General features: G+C 51.4%; 14 protein-coding genes and 1 tRNA gene. 8 read left to right on the forward strand and 7 right to left on the reverse strand.

Going from position 1 to position 19,689, the window contains the following annotated elements; translation table 11 throughout:
* Window positions 1–28: 28 nt before the first annotated feature.
* The 3 genes from J7399_RS18335 (at window position 29) to J7399_RS18345 (ending at window position 3,351) form a co-directional block, all read left to right on the forward strand.
* Window positions 29–105 (forward strand) — tRNA-Met (locus J7399_RS18335).
* A gap of 265 nt (window positions 106–370) precedes the next feature.
* Entirely contained in the window at window positions 371–931 is a 561-nt protein-coding gene (locus J7399_RS18340; protein WP_209088604.1) for a hypothetical protein, read from the forward strand.
* 86 nt (window positions 932–1,017) lie between these two features.
* Complete coding sequence (locus J7399_RS18345) at window positions 1,018–3,351, forward strand: hypothetical protein (RefSeq protein WP_209088607.1); 2,334 nt, start codon at window positions 1,018–1,020, stop codon at window positions 3,349–3,351.
* Window positions 3,352–3,408: 57 nt separating this feature from the next.
* Here the strand turns inward: J7399_RS18345 and J7399_RS18350 are convergent, their stop codons facing one another.
* Complete coding sequence (locus J7399_RS18350; protein WP_209088610.1) at window positions 3,409–3,753, reverse strand: hypothetical protein; 345 nt, start codon at window positions 3,751–3,753, stop codon at window positions 3,409–3,411.
* Window positions 3,754–4,255: 502 nt separating this feature from the next.
* Between J7399_RS18350 and J7399_RS18355 the strand changes: the two genes are divergently transcribed.
* The gene (locus J7399_RS18355; protein WP_209088613.1) at window positions 4,256–5,575 is read left to right on the forward strand and encodes a hypothetical protein; all 1,320 of its coding nucleotides are present in this window, start codon (window positions 4,256–4,258) and stop codon (window positions 5,573–5,575) included.
* 18 nt (window positions 5,576–5,593) lie between these two features.
* On the forward strand, window positions 5,594–8,026 hold the full coding sequence (locus tag J7399_RS18360) for a hypothetical protein (protein WP_209088616.1): 2,433 nt from the start codon (window positions 5,594–5,596) through the stop codon (window positions 8,024–8,026).
* Window positions 8,027–8,315: 289 nt separating this feature from the next.
* Here the strand turns inward: J7399_RS18360 and J7399_RS18365 are convergent, their stop codons facing one another.
* From J7399_RS18365 to J7399_RS18390, 6 genes are all read right to left on the reverse strand, one after another.
* Window positions 8,316–9,137: an SDR family oxidoreductase gene (locus J7399_RS18365; protein ID WP_209088619.1), complete on the reverse strand. Its 822-nt coding sequence runs from the start codon at window positions 9,135–9,137 to the stop codon at window positions 8,316–8,318.
* A gap of 134 nt (window positions 9,138–9,271) precedes the next feature.
* On the reverse strand, window positions 9,272–10,867 hold the full coding sequence (locus J7399_RS18370) for an aldehyde dehydrogenase family protein (protein ID WP_209088622.1): 1,596 nt from the start codon (window positions 10,865–10,867) through the stop codon (window positions 9,272–9,274).
* Window positions 10,868–10,971: 104 nt separating this feature from the next.
* On the reverse strand, window positions 10,972–12,834 hold the full coding sequence (locus J7399_RS18375; RefSeq protein ID WP_209088625.1) for a cation:proton antiporter: 1,863 nt from the start codon (window positions 12,832–12,834) through the stop codon (window positions 10,972–10,974).
* 93 nt (window positions 12,835–12,927) lie between these two features.
* Entirely contained in the window at window positions 12,928–13,917 is a 990-nt protein-coding gene (locus tag J7399_RS18380; protein WP_209088628.1) for an AraC family transcriptional regulator, read from the reverse strand.
* A 728-nt stretch (window positions 13,918–14,645) separates the two neighbouring features.
* Window positions 14,646–15,212: a metallophosphoesterase gene (locus tag J7399_RS18385; protein ID WP_209088631.1), complete on the reverse strand. Its 567-nt coding sequence runs from the start codon at window positions 15,210–15,212 to the stop codon at window positions 14,646–14,648.
* Window positions 15,213–15,639: 427 nt separating this feature from the next.
* The gene (locus J7399_RS18390; RefSeq protein ID WP_209088634.1) at window positions 15,640–16,329 is read right to left on the reverse strand and encodes a hypothetical protein; all 690 of its coding nucleotides are present in this window, start codon (window positions 16,327–16,329) and stop codon (window positions 15,640–15,642) included.
* 330 nt (window positions 16,330–16,659) lie between these two features.
* On the opposite strand from J7399_RS18390, the gene J7399_RS18395 reads away from it, so the two are divergent.
* From J7399_RS18395 to istB, 3 genes are all read left to right on the forward strand, one after another.
* Window positions 16,660–16,839, forward strand: a complete 180-nt coding sequence (locus tag J7399_RS18395; RefSeq protein ID WP_247742969.1) for a helix-turn-helix transcriptional regulator — start codon at window positions 16,660–16,662, stop codon at window positions 16,837–16,839.
* Window positions 16,840–17,390: 551 nt separating this feature from the next.
* Window positions 17,391–18,944, forward strand: a complete 1,554-nt coding sequence (istA, locus tag J7399_RS18405) for an IS21 family transposase (protein WP_209088643.1) — start codon at window positions 17,391–17,393, stop codon at window positions 18,942–18,944.
* Window positions 18,944–19,687 (forward strand): IS21-like element helper ATPase IstB, encoded by a 744-nt coding sequence (gene istB, locus J7399_RS18410; RefSeq protein WP_209088646.1) that lies wholly within the window; start codon window positions 18,944–18,946, stop codon window positions 19,685–19,687. Before istA ends, istB begins: the two co-directional genes overlap by 1 nt.
* Window positions 19,688–19,689 lie beyond the last annotated feature (2 nt).

Genomic DNA, 19,689 nt, shown 5'->3' on the forward strand with positions numbered 1-19,689 from the left:
GCCAAAAATGGCCCAAGATCAAAAGCGTCGCGGGATGGAGCAGCCCGGTAGCTCGTCAGGCTCATAACCTGAAGGTCGTAGGTTCAAATCCTACTCCCGCAACCAACAAATATCACAGTAGATCAATGCACTAGCGCCTCAAGAGGCGATCCTCGCGTTTGCGCTTCAAGAACCGTGGAAGCAATTGGAGCGAAGTCAGGGTGTGATATAAACGCTGCACAAAGTTTTGGGGTCTTGATTGCGCAGAGGTTTGGATGAAGGTCGGTTTTCGATCACACAGACAAAGCATTTATTTTTCTTTACGGGCAAGTATGGATTGGTTTACCCCTTTGGGGTGAGGAGCGAGTCCTCGATCCTAAACGAGCTCGAGATGTTTAGAATAAAACGCAATTTACAGCTCGGCTGTATCGGGATGTTCTTTTTAGCACTGACTTCGCCTTGCCATGGCCAAGATGGAAAAGAGACAAGTGCTTTGCGCTATTTGATAGCATCGGAAAATACACATATCTCAGATGCTATTGTGACTCTTTTTGATACATTCAACTTGGTTTTTTATGACGCTATCAAACTTAAACCGTCGAACCAGTTTGATTTCATATTTGTTCAAAAAGAGCACGCAATAGTCGATGGAAAGATATCAAGTGATACTTTGAGTGGTATTGAGGGCGACGTGAAGACGCGATTGCTTGAGGCAACCTCAGAAAGCGATGAATGTTACATAGAGAAATTTGATATCGAAGGGGGATGGTCACTTACAATTGTTGTTAGCACCACGACAAAAGATCTAAATAAGTCGCTGCAATGTTCTACCGTTGCGCTTTCTTATCATTTTACTATGCAATTACCTGCCGACTTAAATCAACATTGGCAAACGACCTATGTTGAACTGCTAGAAAAAAGGCAACAAGGTGACAGAGCCAAAGAATTCTAAGTCTGTAAGCGTTTTCGTAAAGCCACGCGATCCGAACCCCCCATATAAAGACTACCAAAATCCTATTGTTGACTCAGAGCAAAAGTTTGGGGGAGTCCATCAGTATCGGTGGTATCGTCGCTTTCTCGAACACGACGTCCTCCAGCAACTTTGGCGCAAAAAGTATCTCCAAAGATGTTGGAGGCGCGACTGTCATCATCGAAGACAACCAATCGATCACTGTGAAATCAAATACTGCGCCTCTTTCTGTCGGCGCTAACAGCGATGGGAACATTGTGATTGACGTGCAACCTGGCGCAAAAGTTGGTGGGACCGGGGTTGAGCTTTCTGGTGGAGTTACAGTCGAAATCAACCCTACTATAATCGCTCAGAACATTGGCACCGCACAGCATAACTATAATACTTGGACTGCAAATACAGGGTTTGCGCGGTTTCTTGGTGGGCTCCATAGCTTTATGAATGATCGGATTTATCAGTCCGCCGTAAGTGGTGTACGCTTGTCTTTCGCAGATGAGCGAGACTCGGGGGGTAGCGCAGGTTCCAGTAGCAGGCCTGCAGTCCCCGGCGGCTCGAATCCGACTTCAGGCCCGCAAGACCCCGGGGACTCTGGCGACAAAGATCCATGGAACGGAAATGATAACGACAACTCATCTCCGCCAGACAACGAAGGCTCCAACGGCATAAACGACGGCGGCTTAGGCGTCGGCGGCTCAAACGACGCTGATAACAACGGTCACGAGGATAGTGATAACGATAACAATGCTTCTGGCAGTGGAGGGTCTGCAGACCATACTGGTGAGGCAACGGGGCAGCATGATGGCAGTGACAACGACGCCTCGTGGTGGCCTGTTGTTATCGACCTTGATCAAGACGGGGTTGAGCTCGCATTTGGCAAACCGATTTACTTTGATTGGGATGACGACGGCTACTTAGAGGATTCCACTTGGGCGGCTGCGGATGATGGCTTCCTTGTCCTCGACCTGAATGCGGATGGCTCGCGCGGCGGGCGCGACGGCAAGATTGATCAGGCGCGCGAGATCGCCTTCTCGCTGTGGGGAAATGCCTCTGACACCGATTTGCAGGCATTGGGCCGTGCTTTTGACCTCAACCGCGATGGTGTGCTGAATGCCTCGGACGCGGTGTGGGCTGAACTGCGCATCTGGCAGGATCTGGATCAGGATGCTGTGACGGATGACGGCGAGCTGAGGACGCTGGCTGACTGGGGCATCACAGAGATCAACCTGACCTATGACAACGGTGCGGCGTTTGAGAACCGCGATGATGACATCACGGTGTTTGGCAATACCTTGGCAGGATTGGCGTCCTATACCCGTGATGGCGCGGTTGTGGCAGGTGGGGTAGGCGATATTGCGCTTTCGGCAAGCACGCACGGCTGGAAGCGGGTGGAGACCGATGCCGGGTTTGACCTGCTGTCAGAGACTGGTTTCGGTTTGCCGCAGCGCTACATTGACCTGTCGAAGTCCGGCTCTGCGAATTATACGAGCTCTGACTACGTTGTTGGTGTTCTTGGAGACGACAGAAGCAATGTTCTGAACACAGCTGGCGCTGTTTTGGGGGTGCTTCTGGACGGTGCTGGCGGGAACGACAGCCTGACTGGCACGGCTGTAAACGATACCCTCCTTGGTGGCGAAGGAAACGATACGCTCATCGGGGGAGATGGCGATGACCTATTGAGCGCTGGGGCCGGTGATGGTGGATGGCAGGAGCTATTAGGACAAAACGGAAATGACACCTACAGCTATGGCGTTGGCGACGGTAACGTACTGATAACTGGCGCGGCTGAGAATTCTTCCAGTGGCTCCGCTGATCGGATCATTTTCCAAGGCCTAAAATTAGAAGATGTAACTTTCGCTTTGGCAACGGATGCGACCTCGGCCAATGACGGTCCCATTCTTGATATCAACTGGTCCAAAAGCGGGCAGTCCGGGACGCTCCGCGTCGCCAATATGGGCGAACATATAGAGGAGTTTGTGTTTACAGATGGTACCAGCTACAACTCCATTAACATCGGCAGTCAGAACAACGATCAGATTGTTGGCGGTGCTGGCGACGATTTGATTGACGCTGCAAAGAATTATTCGATCCAATTTGACAACGTTCAAGGTGGTTTGGGTAGCGACACATATCTTGTTAAATCGAGCTACGGCAATCTGAGCATCAGCGGCGAGACTGAAGGTGGTGTCGATCATGACCGGGTCATCTTCACCGATCACAACTTCGAGGACCTGACGTTCAACCGCCACCCTAACCCTGCGCTGACCGACAGTCTTGTCATTACCGACAAATTTGGTCTCAACCTGCATATCACGGGTGCTGTTGGCTCCGATAACGGGATTGAAGAATTCATCTTCGCAGATGGCTCGACGTTCTATAGCGTTGATGAATTTGTACTTTCGTAGACAATCTTCCTGTAGGTGCCCGCGAAGGGAAAAAACAGAGCGGGTCGCCCGCTGTTTTTAGTTCAACTGATATTTCGCTCCAGCCTTCGCGATCCGTTCTGCGATTGGCTGGGGATGGTCTGCGGCCAACCTCTCAAGCGCTTCCACGTGGTTTGCCATAAACTCTGGGAACTCCTCCGCACTTACGCCCGATATCGCCACCCGCGTGACAAACAGCCCAAGCAATTGGGCGTCCAGCTCTCGCATTTTGGCCAGGCGGTTGGCCTTCACCACGTCACAAGGCAGCACGCCCGCACAGTTCTCGGTTAAGTCGATGCCAATGACATCTTCAAACTGCCGCCAGAGGCCGTGTAGGGGCCATCTGGCGCGGTTGCTGTCTGTGGTCGGTTTGCTGTAGCGCATGCGGCTCAGAGCGTCTGTGAAGGCATCTCCGATGATGTTGTGCTTACTACAACAACGTTCGGCACCGGTCCCAAGCGGCCATCAGCACTCGTTGAAAAGCTTACTCGACGCTGACGTGACGCGACATCGTCCAGACAAGCGCGCGCACTCCCCACTAATTGAAGCAACATCCCGCTAACGCAGCCGCGCAGTCTTAGAAAGACTTCCGCAGTGCCGATGTTCTTTCTGCACCAGAGAAGGCGAGAAGCGCGGAGACCTCATCTATCGCAGCGGTTCTCGCCTTTGGGCCAGGAGCGTGACATTTCTCATGTTAGTGCTTCAGCTTCGCTGGCATCGTCCCCTGGGCGGGAAGCGGTTCTTCGCTGCCAATGGAACCAAGGTCCGCTTTGCGCTAAATACTCGTTTGGTTTGCCGCCAGTCTAAGGCTATCCATGAATGACAATTACAGCTCAAGCGCATCCACGGAGACCGTGGAACCTTCAAACTACATTGGGACTACTGCATGAGTGAGACCGAAAGACGTCTGAAAGACCATTTGAATACAAACCAAGCAAAGCGTGAGCGAATGTGCTTGGAAATTCTATCAGTCCAAGACGATTACACCGATGTCCGCCCAAGGTTGCCAAAGGGTGGACCAGACGGGGGGCGTGATCTTCAAGGTTTCCATAAAGAAGACCTGCTATTTGGTGCTGTAGGTTTCGTGAACGATGCAACAGACTTGAAACAACATAGAGATCAAATCAAAGCGAAGTTCAAAGAAGACCTCGAAAACGCATTAAAAGTAAAGAAAGATGAGACCCCTCAACCGAAAGCTTTTGTCTTTTTTACAAATGTTGGTCTCACGCCAGGGATAATTTCGGGACTTCAAAAGCTTGCCTACGCGAAGGGTGTCGATTTTTGCGACATATTCGACCGCGAGAGGATCAGAATCGTTTTGGATTCAAATCGCGGCTATGCGATCAGATTTCGATATCTTGATATTCCCTTGAGTGATGCCGAGCAAAAAGACTTCTTCGGCGCTTGGGCTGACGAGATCAACTCGGCCATTGGCTCAGGGTTGAAGGGGATAGATCAAACAACCAAGAGGATTCAGTTCTTACTGGAATCTCAGATGCTGTTGAACAGCCTTGGGGCTATTGTGAAACTCGACACCTCAATTTGGGATGTTTGCAAGGGCGAGTTTTTCTTTCAAACGATGTTGTCTCTTAGGGTTCACTCCGAAGGCCTCATAGGCGTGACATTTGGAGGTGGAACAGAGGAAGTTACCGAAACGCTCGACGAGTGGAAGTCTAGAGCAGGTGGCCTGACCAGGAATGGACAGTATGGTTTTGGATTCAGTTGGTTAATACCCGAAACGCCTATGTACCAACGCTACGTTGACGGTGCAGAGAAGTTGGAACACCCAAGGAACACAAAAGAAGACGAACGTCTGGAGTATATTCGAACATCAAGTTCGAGCGGCATCTTGGAAGTTGACAAGTCGCATTTGTATTTTCGGGCGCTTTCCGAACCCTTTCTCGATAGATTTCAGCCGACCTGCAAGATGATAGAGCTGGATGGCTGTATGATACTTTTTGAATGTACGGCAGAGATCGCGGAACATATTGAACAAATCACTATTGTTGGGGGCGGCTACGAGCTATTGAAGCTTTCCAAGGCAGACTTTCGTCCGGTGAAAGGCAGCTATGATCGCCTGAAGGTTCCGATTGAGGGAAAACAAGAAGAAGACAGTCACGACTGGGTAACGCTCAGGCCATCTGAGATGTCTTCTTGTTTTTCAATTGATTTGATGTCGAAAACGCCCAGGCGTTACGATTGGTAACGGGGGCACCACAATAGAATGACTACCCGTCTTTCAGGTACAACAAGTCTGCGCCCGATACGCTTTGGCTTCTTGGTCCGTCCGAGTGACAAGAAATCCGTCAGCCGCATCATGCGCTGGTCCACCTGTCTTTGGGGTGGGCGTTGCAACCCGATTATCCCGGTAGGTCGCTACCCGGCGCAATGGCGATCAAGCGAGCCGTTTCTTCGCAAGCCAGACAGGGAAATTGCACGAGACTACATGCGCTTTTTTGAACCAGACATCATTGTTGAGGCGGAGTCAGGCTTAGCGGAGTCAATTGGCTTCGACGCTGTTTCCAACTCAAGTTTGGAATCGCAGCTTATCTCACTTGATGAACTCCACTCGAAGAAATGGACCGGCCACCGGATGGACCTGTACGTTGGTCAATCTGTGGTCGACATATATCAAGCCGACTATGAGGCTCGGCATCAATTTGTTCTTCGTGAAGATGTGCCAGCGCTATTGTTCAAGGAAGATCGGCTGGCGCCACTTGTGGAGGCAATTTTTGGCGCATTTCCACGAGAAGAGGATGCGGACTACTTCAAGAAACTCTACGAAAGCGCCTATTCTCCGAAGTTGGCAACTGCGGGCCCAGATATCTGGCGGTCGGTTTTTAGCGGTAAGGCAAAACCGCCATTTTATCCGACCTTCTTGGACTTGGAAATTGAACCCAAGATTCGAAGAGAAGCGACGTTCTTCATATTTGATCACACCAAGACCAGCGACTTGATCGACTATTGGAATACACGGCTCTTTGAGTCGCCAGTGTTCCCAGTGCCGCTATGCTGGCTGAATGAACTGAAAGGCTTTGTTTCGAACGCAATCCAAACCAATCATCGTCCGATCCCGAACAACAAGTTTGGGACAATGTTTACAAGTCAGGTGGTTTTCGCTCGGAGCGTTAGTGAAGAAGTTGCGAAGAGTGCCGTTGAATCATTTTCTTCCGATTGCCCCGACGGATCATTTTTCGTTGGCCGCTCCATGCACCCTAAGCACTCCGATAGCTGGAATGGACCGAGATGTGAGCGTCACAGCGTCAAGTCAGACGAGGCCAGATTGTCGCTGGAAGTCGAAGAAGGATCAGTCTCGTTCCCTATGCCGTATCCGAAATTTTCCGAGAGATTTGGCGGCGGACGTTATCGGTGGGCAAATGTCGTTAACCTCGGCGCACACGGTCCGAGTGACTTGGCACTCTGCTACCCATCAAACATCGAGGACCGCACTTTTCCGCACATCGCGATGGGGCAGCAGGGTCCGATTGTTTCACGCGAAGGTTGGGTTCTTCTTGAACACTACCAGGAGAGCAGCGGCTATCTGCGGATAGACTCAGGTACAGATGCCATCTGTCGTTGGCTGAAAAAGAAAAGAATTGAGGCCAAGCCTTCTTCCGCCGGTCGTATTGCGTCACAAATGGTTGAGAAGCTTGCATCTCTTCGTGCCGCCGACTTGATCGCGGACAAGGATACGATCCGGCTTTTGAACAAGATGGCGATGCAGGAACGCACAAGCAATTCGAAATCTACGTCCAATACCAAAACATTTGAAGGTCGAACTGCAGATACCGGGCGATGGCACGAACTCATAAAGAAGAGGGCGAAGAACTCACTTCGCTTTCGAGTTTCGCTTGAGCAGTTCACGAGCCGAGGCATCCTAAAGCTGGGACTTGGGCTGAATTGCCCACACTGCACCCACAGCAACTGGTACGGACTTGATGGAGTCGACTACAGCGTAACCTGCGAGCGCTGTCTTAAGGAGTTTTCCTATCCGCAGGGCAGCAAAGAGCCCCGATGGAAGTACCGTGTGACCGGGCCATTTTCTGTCCCAAACTTCGCTGAAGGTGCTTACGCTGTAACGCTTACGCTAACCACGTTCGCGAAGAGTCTATCTCCAGTTGGAGACATCGGCATGACCATGTCCACCGGTTTGAACCTCAAGTGCGACGCATTCGAGCGAGAGATAGATTTCGCTTTTTGGTACCGTAAAGAGCGAATGCTCGATCAAAAAAGCGAACCGCGTTTTGTTGTTGGTGAAGCCAAGAGCTTTGCAGAGGAAGCAATCGAGAAGGGCGATCTTGAAGCTCTTCAAGCGGTAGCGAAAGAACTCCCCGGAACCGTATTGGTCGTGTCAGTTTTGAAAGAGAATTTCTCGGAAAAAGAAAAACGGCTATTGGAGAAGCTGGTTCGTTGGGGTTGGGTACCGGTTGAAGGGCGTATGAGAGCACCTGTGATCATGCTGACAGGTGTTGAACTGTTCGCTGACTGGACGGTTGAAAAGTCATGGCAACAGAAAGGAACTCCTTACCCGGCTGACGCTGACATGAGCGTGTTTTCAGATTTGGAGTTGTTTGCGATGGAGACGCAGCGCATTCATTTGGGGATGGACTACTATTCTCATCTTGCAAAAAAACATAAGGCTAGAAAGCCAACCTAAACTCGAATCAAGGTCTGCTTTACGCTTGGGCAGCGGACTATTGCGTCGAGAAACGCGAACGGCAGGTTTGGGCCGTCCTCGATGGTAGCGTTGGCCTAACTCAGTGCAGTTGCTGCATCGGCTCCGATGACCGCGAAGGGCCCACTTTAACCGATGCTGCAAAGTCACCAAACGTCCGCTAAAGTCGTCTGGGGGAATGATCTAAGTGTCCAGCATCGATAGTGGACTCTGTGGGCGCGCGCTGTAAGTAGGTGGTAAAAGCGGTTTGGGGTGGCCGCTCACGACTAAGTTAAAGCCCCAGTTGTCCTTTCATCATAGCAAGGTATTCAGCGTCATCCATTGCCTTACGGGCTGCGATTACCTGCTCGGCATCCGGGCCTGCGATGTAGCGCAATTGATCGCTGCCATCTGTGGCGGCCTGCATGATCGTTTCTGCCACAAGAATGGGGTCAGATCCTTGTGAGCCAGCGGCTTGCATAGCGGCGAGCGCCTTGTCCATGAAGGGACCATACTCAGCCTGCTCCGGGTCATAGTTAATCATTGATCCAGTTGTTTCAGCAAAGTTGGTATTGATCATTCCTGGCTCGATCAGCTTCACTTTGATTCCTATGGACTCAAGCTCGTAGGAGAGTGATTCCATCATGCCCTCCACGGCAAATTTTGAACCGTGATAGAGCGTGCCAAGCGGGAAGGTGATTTTGCCGCCCATTGAAGAGATGGTGATGATGGTTCCGTCACCTGCTGCCCGCATGTAGGGAAGCACGTTTTTCGTGACCAGCAGCGCACCGATGACGTTCACGTCGAACTGCATACGGATCGCTTTTTCGGGCGTGGATTCCAATATGCCATATGCGCCGTAACCAGCATTGTTCAAAAGCACATCGATCTTGCCGAAGCGCTCAATCGCTTCAGCCATCGCGCCTTTGATGGTCTCTTCGTTGGTCACATCGAGAGCGGTCACCAACACATTGTCTAACGCGTTCAACTCGTCATCATCTTTTGGGTTGGACCGCACGGTTGCGACAACGTTCCAGCCCTTCTCCTGAAAGAACTTGGCGGTCATGCGCCCGATGCCGCTGGAGCACCCAGTGATTAGAATTGTTTGTGTCATATTCATCTCCTGTCATGGTCTATGTATGCCTCGCCGGATTGGCGAAATGGGGCGCGGTGCCAAACAAAAGACCGCGCCATTTTTAGTCATCCCGGTGGGCGCAATACTCACCGAATTAAATCAATGGGCTGTCATCAAAAGTCTTTGCCGTGCAGGCTGTCCAAGGCCATTTGTCCTGCGAGCTTGGCGAACCGGCCCCAGCTTTGATCAACCGAGTACTTGGACGCGTTCACCAACATGTGGTCCACTTGCTTTCGGTTCGTGAATGCGAAGGCAGACGCCCCAAAATCATCAATAATCACTGATTTCACGACGTTCTCAAAGTTCAGACCGTTGCCGAAATTGCCAACCCCGGAAACGAAGTCCTCAGTCGTCTCGCCACAACCGCCCCAAGTCAGATAGGCATTGAGCCAGATATTGGGTGGCACATTGTTGACTGCGATACCGCCATAGTCGAGTTCGTGAACGGCCAAGTGAACGGCGGCTTCGTTCGCTTTGAACGTGTCGTTGTCCACCAGCATCATGCAGCCAAGCGTGCCGAGCAGACGATTGTTGCAAAAGTCCACGGCTTTGGTGAGGAAATCGCCAGCGTCGCTTTCTGTATCCAATGGAAGTTCGCTGAAGATTTGGCAGAAGGCTTCATTGCTGACCGCAAAATCATCTTCACCGATGCCCGGAATGAACACGAAGTCACTGTTCGGGTGATTGCCGCCTTCGGGTTTTAACACCTCTGCGGTTGGCTGGTTTTCGAGGAACGCTTCCTTGGTCTTTGCAAAGCCCGGATAATAGGTAGAGGTTCCGAAGGTTGTCTCAGAGATCGCATTTCGCAGCGCATTGATGAACTGATCGCGCTGTGGCCAGTTTTTCGATGTGATGATCGTTTGTGGCCGTCCACAAACCGCACCGCCATTGAGCTTACCCACTGATGCCAGTTGGATCGCCCAATGCTCGATTTCCTTGTCAGTCCACTTCCCTGGCACAATAAGGCACGGGTTATTGCCACCACACTCTGAAACCAGCGGAGCGCTCGCTGCGTTCTGGATCGCATGAGCAACGCCGGTTGATCCGGTAAAGTAAATCGAGTGAAGCCCCTGGAGCGCGGACATTTCGCGTCCTTGATCGCCGTCGATGAAGGCCAACGCGCCGCGTTCAATAAGCGGGGCGAAAATCTTCGCCCACACTCTATCTGATTCCTCGTTGAGCTGGTGCGGCTTGTGGATTACGGCTTTGTTTTCCAAAAACAGCGCCATCGCCATCTCGATAGAGGAGCTATAGTTGCCTGCTCCTGAGACAGCGATAATGCCGGCAGGCCTGTCGAGCGGGTTGACCTGCTTTGGCTCACCGGCGACGTGGAGGAACCCTCTTACTTTGCCCGCAATCAGCTTGTCTTTTTTATAAAGCGGAAACACCTCGATCTCAGAGCGATCATCCGGCAATTGCTTGATGGCGATTGGCTCTGGCAGTTCTCCGTTAACAAGCGACTCATAGAGATGTCGGATCCCCATCAGTGTATTGCCCATCGCGTTGACGGTCGTCACGATTCCTTCCGAGTGTGAAACGCCCACTGCGCCAACCTGTTCATTCTTCATCGCTGCGTCGGCGGCACCCAATTCATCGCAGTATTTCAGGATGTTCTCCTGAATCTCCACAATAAGGGCTAGCCGTTCCACGACCGAGGTTTCGGCCCATGCTGTCGGATTGAGGCTGTCAAATGCGTCCTGCGCTTTCATGGGCAGTTCCTTAGGTAATGGATTGAATTCACAGAAATTTTTAACAAGCACTCAAAAAACCAACAATATCATTTGGTGCCATTAGACTTGCCGAAGAGGACGGATCACTCTGCTCGATTTGTCTTCGCCCTGTGGACGCGGTCCCGAAGCTCGGCCTCCCACTCACTTTGCGTCTCCTGATATTTGGCGACCATTTCCTCGTTTTCATGTATTGCGACGCCAGGCTTGTGAAGCTCGGCCGTCTCCAACATGCGGGTTCGCTCAAACGCGTCATACTCATCCATCATGCGTCCTGCGGCGTCTTTGCTATGCCCCAGAGCCTCCAACGCTGATCGCGCAGTGCGTATCGAGCTGTCATAGGTTTCACGGATGATGTCGCGGCACCCTGCATCCCACAGATCGAAGACGTGAAGGCGGTCATAGGCACGGGCAATCACATGTACATTTGGATGGGTTTCGCAAACATAACGGACGAGCTCAGTGGTTTGATCCTTGCCATCAATGGCAACAATCAAAAGCTTGGCTTCATCGATGCCCGCAGCTTTCAGGAGGTCGTGGCGAGTGGCATCTCCATAGTACACTTTGAGGTCGATTAGGCGCAGCATCTCCAATTGCTGGCTGCTGTAATCAACGACAGTCGTCTCATAGCCAGACGCACGCAATGCCGTATTGACGATTCCGCCAACGCGTCCATGCCCGGCGATGATGATACCCGAGTGATCTTCGATCTCGTCTGATGCGGTGTCCTCATCAGAAATGTAGCGCGGTACGATCAAACGCTCATAGACGATAAACATCAGCGGTGTTGCCAGCATTGAGAGCGCAACCACCAACAACAAAGTGTCGGCGACACCGCCAGGGATGACGGCATTTGCAACGGTGAAGGAGAGCAAAACAAAGCCGAACTCACCTGCCTGCGCGAGACCCAGACCAAAGAGCCATTGGTCGCTGCCTCGGATTTTGAAACCCCGTGCCAAAGCCAGCAATATGATGGCTTTGACCGCGATCAGGCCAAAGGTCAGCCCCATGATGGATCCGAAGCTGCCAAAGAGCAGATCGAAATCCATACCGGCGCCAACGGTCATGAAAAACACGCCCAGGAACAGGCCGCGAAACGGATCAATATCGCTTTCAATTTCGTGGCGATATTCGCTGCTGGCGAGAACGACACCCGCGAGGAATGTGCCAAGTGCCGGCGACAGGCCAACCATTGTCATCAGAAGCGCAATGCCAAGTACCACCATCAGGGCTGTGCTCACAAAGAGCTCGCGCAGCCGCGCTCTGGCAACAAAGCGGAAGAGGGGAGTGACGAGATATTGTCCGATCACAATCACCCCACCAATGGCCATGACCGTCACGATGGCGGTCTGCCAACCGCTGAGATGTTCAACCAGAGAAATGTTGAACCCGGAGCCGCTGTGATCGTCTGCGTGGCCCGAACCGTGGCTAAGCGCTTCGGTAAGCTCCGGCAGGGCGAGAAGCGGGACCAATGCCAGCATTGGGATTACAGCGATGTCTTGCGCGAGTAGCACAGAGAAACTGGACTGCCCGCCATCGGAGCGTGACAGGCCTTTCTCCTTCAGGGTTTGATTGACAATCGCCGTTGAAGAAAGAGCGAGCACCAAGCCAATAGCGAGCGAGACGGTCCAGGGCTGGCCGAGCACGAGAGCGATTAAGGCAAAGGCCATGGTCGTCAGACCGATCTGCAGGCCTCCAAGTACAAAAATTCGATTGCGAAGTGTCCAAAGCTCGCGTGGGTTCATTTCCAGGCCGATCAAAAACAGCATCATTACAACGCCGAACTCGGCGAAATGCTGGAGAGCGATGACGTCTGCTCCGATCGCGCCAAGTATGGGGCTGAGCGCAATGCCCGCGATCAAATAGCCAAGGACGGACCCCAGGCGAAACCGCGTCGCCAGTGGGACCGCGATCGCACCGGCAAAGAACAATGAAAATGTGATGAGCATGAAATCAGCCGACAAACTCAAACTCCCAGAAAAGGTTGATATGTGTCGCGCGCAGCCTGATGACCGTGCTGTCCTCGTTGTAACCCCGCCACTTCATTTATTTAGAAAATTCAGTTCAACCTTTGACACACCTCTCGCTTCCGCTGGGGTCTTGCCCGTCCAGCGTTGGAAAGCGCGATAGAATGAGTTTGGCTCTCGGTATGCCAACAAAAACGAGATTTCTTCGATGCTTAGATCTTCTTTGTTCAGATAGTGCATTGCCAGTTCCAAGCGCGTTGATGCGAGAACCTTCTTGAAAGTTTCGCCTTCTTCACTCAATTGGCGCTGTAGAGTGCGTTTGGATATGGCCATCTTTTCGCAGATCGCTTCAATACTTGCTTCTCCAGATGGCAACATTTCGCGTAGGGCGTTCTTAACCCTAGTTACGAAGACCACTTCCGGCTCCTGTGCTGCCATTCGGTCTCGAAGTTGCTTCTCGAATTCTGGCCAGGTTTCCTCGTTCTCGGTGACCAAGAGTAGATCAGCATCTTGCCGATGCAGAGAAATCTGTGCGCCTCTCTCAGGTTCGCATCCTAAGTATGAAATCGCTTCATCCACTGGATGTTCAATGAGTGGTAATTCTATGCGCGCCGGAACGATATGCCTGATGGTGTGGCAACGAATGCATTCCAACAGAAAGATTGCTTCAAACCAGACCATTTGCGGCGGGATTTGAATTTTTGGGTCTATTGATCCGATTGCGACATGCAGGTAATCACCTTCCTCGGAGACTTTCAGGGTTACCGGTGCCATCAGTGGTTTGAACACTGACAAGCGGTGAAGGCCGGTCCGAACATCAGGCGAACAAGAAAACGCAAACATCGCAGGTGTAAAATGCGCGTGTGCAAAGAGTTTGCCCAAAGTGAGCGATAAATCGGGGCGACCGGCTTCAGCTTCAACAGCTCGCCAAAGATCGAACACTTGCGAAGGCGTCAACTCGACACGCTCGTCGCGTGTCAAATCTGCGGTGAGCCGGGCTCGGCGCGCGATCCGCTCGGGTGAAATATTTAGTAATTTGGCCACCTGCGCGACGTATTTGGCCATGGGGTAAAGGCGGTTTGGCGTTTTAGCCTCCTATAACAGGGTTTTGGGTCACCCCTTAGTGTACGCGTCACTTCAAGTGGGCCATAGGCCTAAAGAAAATTGGCACGTTCAGATGGTATTTTGGCGCAATGTGATTGTCTGGTCGGTTGATTGCCCATGGGAAATGACCCGGTAGCCCAATAAATTTTCACTAAGGATTGTCCCATGCGTGCGAACGGCCCTGACGATTTGGGTTATGGAGTTATGGAGTGTTCAACATCGGGCTTTTGGAGTGTAATCAACGCTGGGCATTGCGCGCACAACGCGTCCGGTTCCTTACAACATTGAGCAACGCTTAACGAACCACGACTTCAAATATAATAAAACCTAAGTCGCGCTCGCCGGACACACTGTTGTCGATAGTCAGATTGGTCACCGGATAAAACCTAAACTCCGCCAGTGAAAATGCGAAGAAAGAACTAGAGTCAGTCTTGGCGATATGAGGGCAAGGCTCGCGGATATGCGGGCATCGTCTCCATAGCGGTCACTGGCGCAGCCGCAGCGAAAGCTCACTTTGTCCCGCATTGTGTAAGTTCGCATGAGTCCAGATATTGCGCTCGCAGCGAATGTTCGGACTAGAAGCCACGCTAAAGCGTTTGGCGGCCGTGAGATCGGCCGGTTCGGATCGCCTTTTTCAGTGCGACAGTTGCATTCACTTTGAAGCACTCATGGGACGGCAGAATTGTCAGCTAGTTATCTGTTGGCCTCTGTTCCACATTTTTCCAGTGTTTATTCTCGGGTAGTTGTCCTGCACGCTGAACGATGTCTCCGCAGGTGACCGGCGAAAAATTCCAGACATCGACACCAACATTCACCGAGTTTCGTGTGCCTTGCCAATTGTTGTGGACGTGGCCAAAGAACTGCAAAGCCCCTTTGCGAGCATGATTCCAGGTGATCATTGGGTAGTGACATAGAGTATTCAACTGGTTCTGCGGGCCATCACGCAGCTCGGCGATATGGGAGACGGAGTCCCAAGGAAGCTCAAGCGTTGGGTCAAGGTCATGGTTTCCAATCACGAGATGTCGTTCAGAACCCGGCAGTTGGGTGAATATCCGTTCGACATAGGCACCGTCTTTCGCTTTGGACCCAAAGGCAAAATCACCCAAAATCCACAGTTGATCTTCGGGCCCAATGACTTTCCACATGTTTTCTAAAAGCGCCGCATCCATCTGCGAGACAGACACGAATGGGCGTTTGCAAAAACGTATGATGTTTTCATGGCCGAAGTGGGTGTCGGCTGTGTACCAGATTGTCATGATCTTGTCATTTAGTTCAGTCAGCCCATTAGCCTTCGAAATTCCTCTGGCGTGTAATCCAACGCGAGCAACTTCAACAGGAGCAGCCCCAATGGGAGCTGTGTCTCGGTCCTACACAATTTGTCCGTTTCGACCGCCAGATCATATCCGCCACGCTTATTAATGCTGATTTTCAGCAAGCGCCCATTTAGGAAATCCCAAATAAGTTTTGGCCCAGGATATCCTTGATCGTCGGGATGGCTACCGAAACCAGAGCATTGCGTCATGACAGCAGGCAAAGCGACCAGCAGGCGGTCCCATGCCTGTTGTCTCTCGCGTGAGGTTAGGAGACCGCTATCGGGTGTGAGCTGTGAAGCGGAAGCTTTAATCGCGAATACCGGAGCAAACGTCGATTGGATTGATGATTGTTCCACGGAGTTTCTTGCTGTCACAGTTTGATCTCGCCGGCTGGTGCTGTTTTCTGCAGCGCCTCATTGATCTGCCGGTCCGTTTCATCTCGATTTGCCCGCGTTAGTGCGTAGTCAATCAGGCTGAAACGGATTGTCGTGTTGGCAACGCTATTCTGAACCGTGATCCGGAAAACCAGATCACAAGTCCCAATCCAATCTCCTTCTCTTGGAGATCTGAACTTATATATTGGCGAGCGACCAATTGCGGTTTTGCACGGGGCACCATCACTCAGGTAATCTGAAGACCCGACACCAACAGCACTCGGATTCGGATCGGCTGCTTTCAGGTCATGAACCAAAGTCCCCCCAGCATGGGCATAGATCATCTCAGATTCGTAAGTATCGAAGTGCTGCAACGACGGGGTGCCAAAGGCATCCTCGATTTGCTTGAATACCGATCCTGCAGAAGGCCGATCAGTCCCGGTTGCAACAATCACCCGCTCGACCCCAAGGACGCGTCCATCGAGAACACCGGTTGCAAGAGAAACATTGACCTCTTCATAGGGATCGCTGCCCATCCGAACGAATGGTGATACCCAAGGTGAAACTAATCGCTGTGCATACTCGAGCCGAAACGATCGCCCGTTTGAACTTTGCACATTCAAAGCGACGACTTCATCTTCCAGATTGCGATCAAAATATTCGGTAAGTGTTTCTGCAGCCTCCAATTTGGCGTTACCTGGGGCTACTCCTAGCACCATATAAGGGTGGCTAGTAACTTGGAGCACTGGCGACACCGGGGTTAGCGTGTCTTCCGCAACTGCCGACAATGGTGCGGCGACCAACAAGAATGACATAGAGGCCAGTCTGGCCACTCGACACGCCACGTCTAACATCTCTGATGACTCTGAAATCTGACATCCCATAATTCTCTTCCTCAACAGCAACTGAGCACGAATGTATGTTAAAACAGGTAGAGCTAAAACAGGTGATCCTCAATAGAATAATGTGTGAAGAGGACACCCAAAAGCCCACTGCGAGACATAGTCGCCCGCAATATGAGACTGCTTCGTGCGGAACGAGGCTGGTCGCAAGAACGATTGGCCGAAGAAGCCGGCTTGAACCGCACGTACTTGAGTGCGGTCGAACGGTCGGAGCAAAATATTTCGATCGACAATTTGTTCCGGGTGGCTACCGGATTGGGTGTTGAGAGCTGGACATTGCTTAAAGATCAATGAATTCAAATAAATACCTGGCAGGCTCACAGCTCTAACGTCAAAGGTAGTTTTAACTTTTAACCTAATAATATCAACAGCTTAGGTGTTGACGTGGAAAGGGGGCTCCGATTACCCTCAACCAACAAATGTTGGTGAGAAAATTGGAATACGGCGCAAAGATTTCAAAAAAAGAAGAGATAAAGGCCCGCCTCCGCACGAAGGGTCTTTCGCTTTCAGCAATCGCTCGTCGGCTAAATCTTCAGCCATCCACGGTTTCAGGCGTTCTTAGCGGGCACGCCCGATCGGTCAGGGTAGAACAGGAACTGGCAGAAGCTCTGGATACGACTGTCACCGAGCTTTTCCCAAACAGAATCTACAAATCGGAGGAAAAACAGTGAGCCCATAAAAATGAGAAAGCCTCAAATTTGCCTGGCCGCAAATTCGAGGCTCAGAGACAGTTCACCTCCATACTCTTAGGTGTAGCCTCTCCAAAATCACACAAAATGTCAAGCCGAAGCCGGGTTCGCCGAACCTGTTTTTGTGCTTGGGAAAATCGCTAAATGGAGAGCTTTATGAAAAGCACGACCAGACGGATCGTGGACCTCTTGTGGTGTCCCGATGAAACAAACACATCAATCGCTCGAAAAACTGGAAAGCACCGAGATTCAATTCGCAAATATCGAGCGAACATGCAGGTCTCAGGTTTGAACAAGATGGAGCTGGATGCGCTAAATGACGCCCAGTTGGATCGGTTAATCAAGGGACCTAAACGGGTACGATCACGCTTCTACGAGCCTGATCTGGACCAGGTTCTGATCAATAGGAAAAAGCCTGGTGTCACTCTAAGAATCTTACACGGCCAATATGTTGATGAAGTAAACAACTTCAACGACCCCAACTTGGTGCCCATGAGTGAAAGTCTATTCTATCAAAGGGTTAGAGAGTACAAGAAGACGCGCGGGCCAGAATTTCGCCACGAACATGTCCCTGGCGGCTCCCTACAGTTCGATTTCTCAGGGAAGAGGCCCACGTACGTTGACAATGGCGGGCGGGTCCTTTCAGCAGAGCTAGCGATTGCCGTCTTGCCATATAGCGGGCTTACATTCGCCATGGCGATTGCGAGTCAGTCTCTGCCACACTGCACTGAGGCTTTCGTGGCGGCATTGGAGTATTTCGGAGGTGTGCCGGATGATGCAGTCTTTGATAACTTCAAAGCAGCGGTAGACAAACCCCGTCGAGGGAGTGTGCCGGCAAAAATCAACCTGAATTTCCAAGCATGTCTGGACCACTACAGTCTTTTCCCAGATCCGACACGAACCTACGCGGCACGCGACAAGGGTATGGTTGAAAAAATGGTTCAGGAAGTTCAGCGGAGCTTTCTTGGCAAGGAACGTTACCTGAATTGCTATTCGCTATCTGATCTGAACGATAAGCTCAAAGAAGCGCTTGATGAAATCAACCATCGCCCCATGTCAAAGCACGCAGGGATGTCCCGATGGCAAATTTTCAAAAACCAGGAAGCCGCGTGTTTAGCCCCGTTACCCACCACCAGATATGAATTTGGACGCTGGCAGGTCGGGCTGACTGTCCCTCTCCACTATCATGTATTTGTGGACGGCGTTGGGTACAGTGTCCCCTCTCGTTTCGTTGGAGCTCAGGTCAATGTCAAGGCGACTGCGAATTCGGTTGAGATATTCACTGACGGGCTCCCGATAGCTATTCACCGACGATCAAATGAATTGTCTGGGCGAAAGACCAGCCCAGATCACTTACCTGCCCATCACAAAGCAATGACATCTTATCGCAAGGAAGCGGTGCTTCGATTTTCCGAAAGCTTAGGCCCGGTTGTCGCGACATTCGTCCAAGAGCATCTGAACTTGCACAGAAATGTCAAAGCAGCTGGCGATATGGTCAGAAAACTGTCGAACAAAATTCATCACTACGGTCGCCTGGCCGTCGAAAATGCAATCACAGAAGCCCTCAAGCGTGGTCAGATAAATGCGCTGGCCGTCTACGGTATTCTCGAACGCGGGAGTACCAGCTTTCAAGAAGATTTGCCGTCACCTTCGAAACCGACCGGTAATGTCCGAGGTGCTGAATACTACTCCGACGAGGGAGATGACTGATGCAGTTTCATACAGTACTTGAACTGGCGCGAGAGCTTCGTCTTTCTGGCCTTGCCGATGCACTGGAACAGCAGCAATCAGATTCCAGCCATGACGAGCTTTCGTTCACCGAACGTTTAGGGGTTCTGATGTTGTCAGAGAAGGAAAAACGCGACAATAACATGCTCGAACGCCTGACCAAAGACGCGCGATTGAAGCTGAATGCGGTGCCTGAAGAACTGAATTATTCGGTCGACAGAGGCTTTCAGTCAGCGCAGATGCGTGAGCTCCTTCAGTGCTCGTGGGTTAAGCGCGGATGGAACATCCTGATATCTGGTGAAACTGGCACAGGAAAAACCTGGATCGGATGTTGCATCGCAACGGCAGCAATCAGGAACGCGATCAAATCCAAGTATTATAAGGTCGATGACCTTCTATATGAGATGGCCTTGGCGCGAGCAGATGGCAACTATCTAAAGTTCAAAACCAAGCTGGAGAAATACGAGTTGTTGGTGCTGGACGACTTTGGCGTCACGCCAATGACGCAGCAGGGTAAATCTGACCTTTTGGCAATTGTCGAAGATCGTGTGCATTCACGATCGACGATCTTCATCGGACAGAGACCGTACAATGATTGGCACGCGTTCATCGACGATCCTATCATCGCAGACGCGGTCCTCGATCGGCTTTCCCACAACCGGTACCACATCAAGCTGAAAGGTCGCTCTAGACGAAAGAAGGAAGCGTCATTTGATGAGGCCTAGAT

This window comes from Shimia sp. R9_1, assembly GCF_017743775.1.
Lineage (GTDB): Bacteria > Pseudomonadota > Alphaproteobacteria > Rhodobacterales > Rhodobacteraceae > Shimia.

Bases quoted from the DNA above. Each gene is read 5' to 3' on its own strand.
- J7399_RS18340 (WP_209088604.1), top strand. From the start codon at position 371: ATGTTTAGAATAAAACGCAATTTACAGCTCGGCTGTATCGGGATGTTC.
- J7399_RS18350 (WP_209088610.1), bottom strand. From the start codon at position 3,753: ATGCGCTACAGCAAACCGACCACAGACAGCAACCGCGCCAGATGGCCC.
- J7399_RS18355 (WP_209088613.1), top strand. From the start codon at position 4,256: ATGAGTGAGACCGAAAGACGTCTGAAAGACCATTTGAATACAAACCAA.
- J7399_RS18360 (WP_209088616.1), top strand. From the start codon at position 5,594: ATGACTACCCGTCTTTCAGGTACAACAAGTCTGCGCCCGATACGCTTT.
- J7399_RS18365 (WP_209088619.1), bottom strand. From the start codon at position 9,137: ATGACACAAACAATTCTAATCACTGGGTGCTCCAGCGGCATCGGGCGC.
- J7399_RS18370 (WP_209088622.1), bottom strand. From the start codon at position 10,867: ATGAAAGCGCAGGACGCATTTGACAGCCTCAATCCGACAGCATGGGCC.
- J7399_RS18375 (WP_209088625.1), bottom strand. From the start codon at position 12,834: ATGCTCATCACATTTTCATTGTTCTTTGCCGGTGCGATCGCGGTCCCA.
- J7399_RS18380 (WP_209088628.1), bottom strand. From the start codon at position 13,917: ATGGCCAAATACGTCGCGCAGGTGGCCAAATTACTAAATATTTCACCC.
- J7399_RS18385 (WP_209088631.1), bottom strand. From the start codon at position 15,212: ATGACAATCTGGTACACAGCCGACACCCACTTCGGCCATGAAAACATC.
- J7399_RS18395 (WP_247742969.1), top strand. From the start codon at position 16,660: ATGAGACTGCTTCGTGCGGAACGAGGCTGGTCGCAAGAACGATTGGCC.
- istA (WP_209088643.1), top strand. From the start codon at position 17,391: ATGAAAAGCACGACCAGACGGATCGTGGACCTCTTGTGGTGTCCCGAT.
- istB (WP_209088646.1), top strand. From the start codon at position 18,944: ATGCAGTTTCATACAGTACTTGAACTGGCGCGAGAGCTTCGTCTTTCT.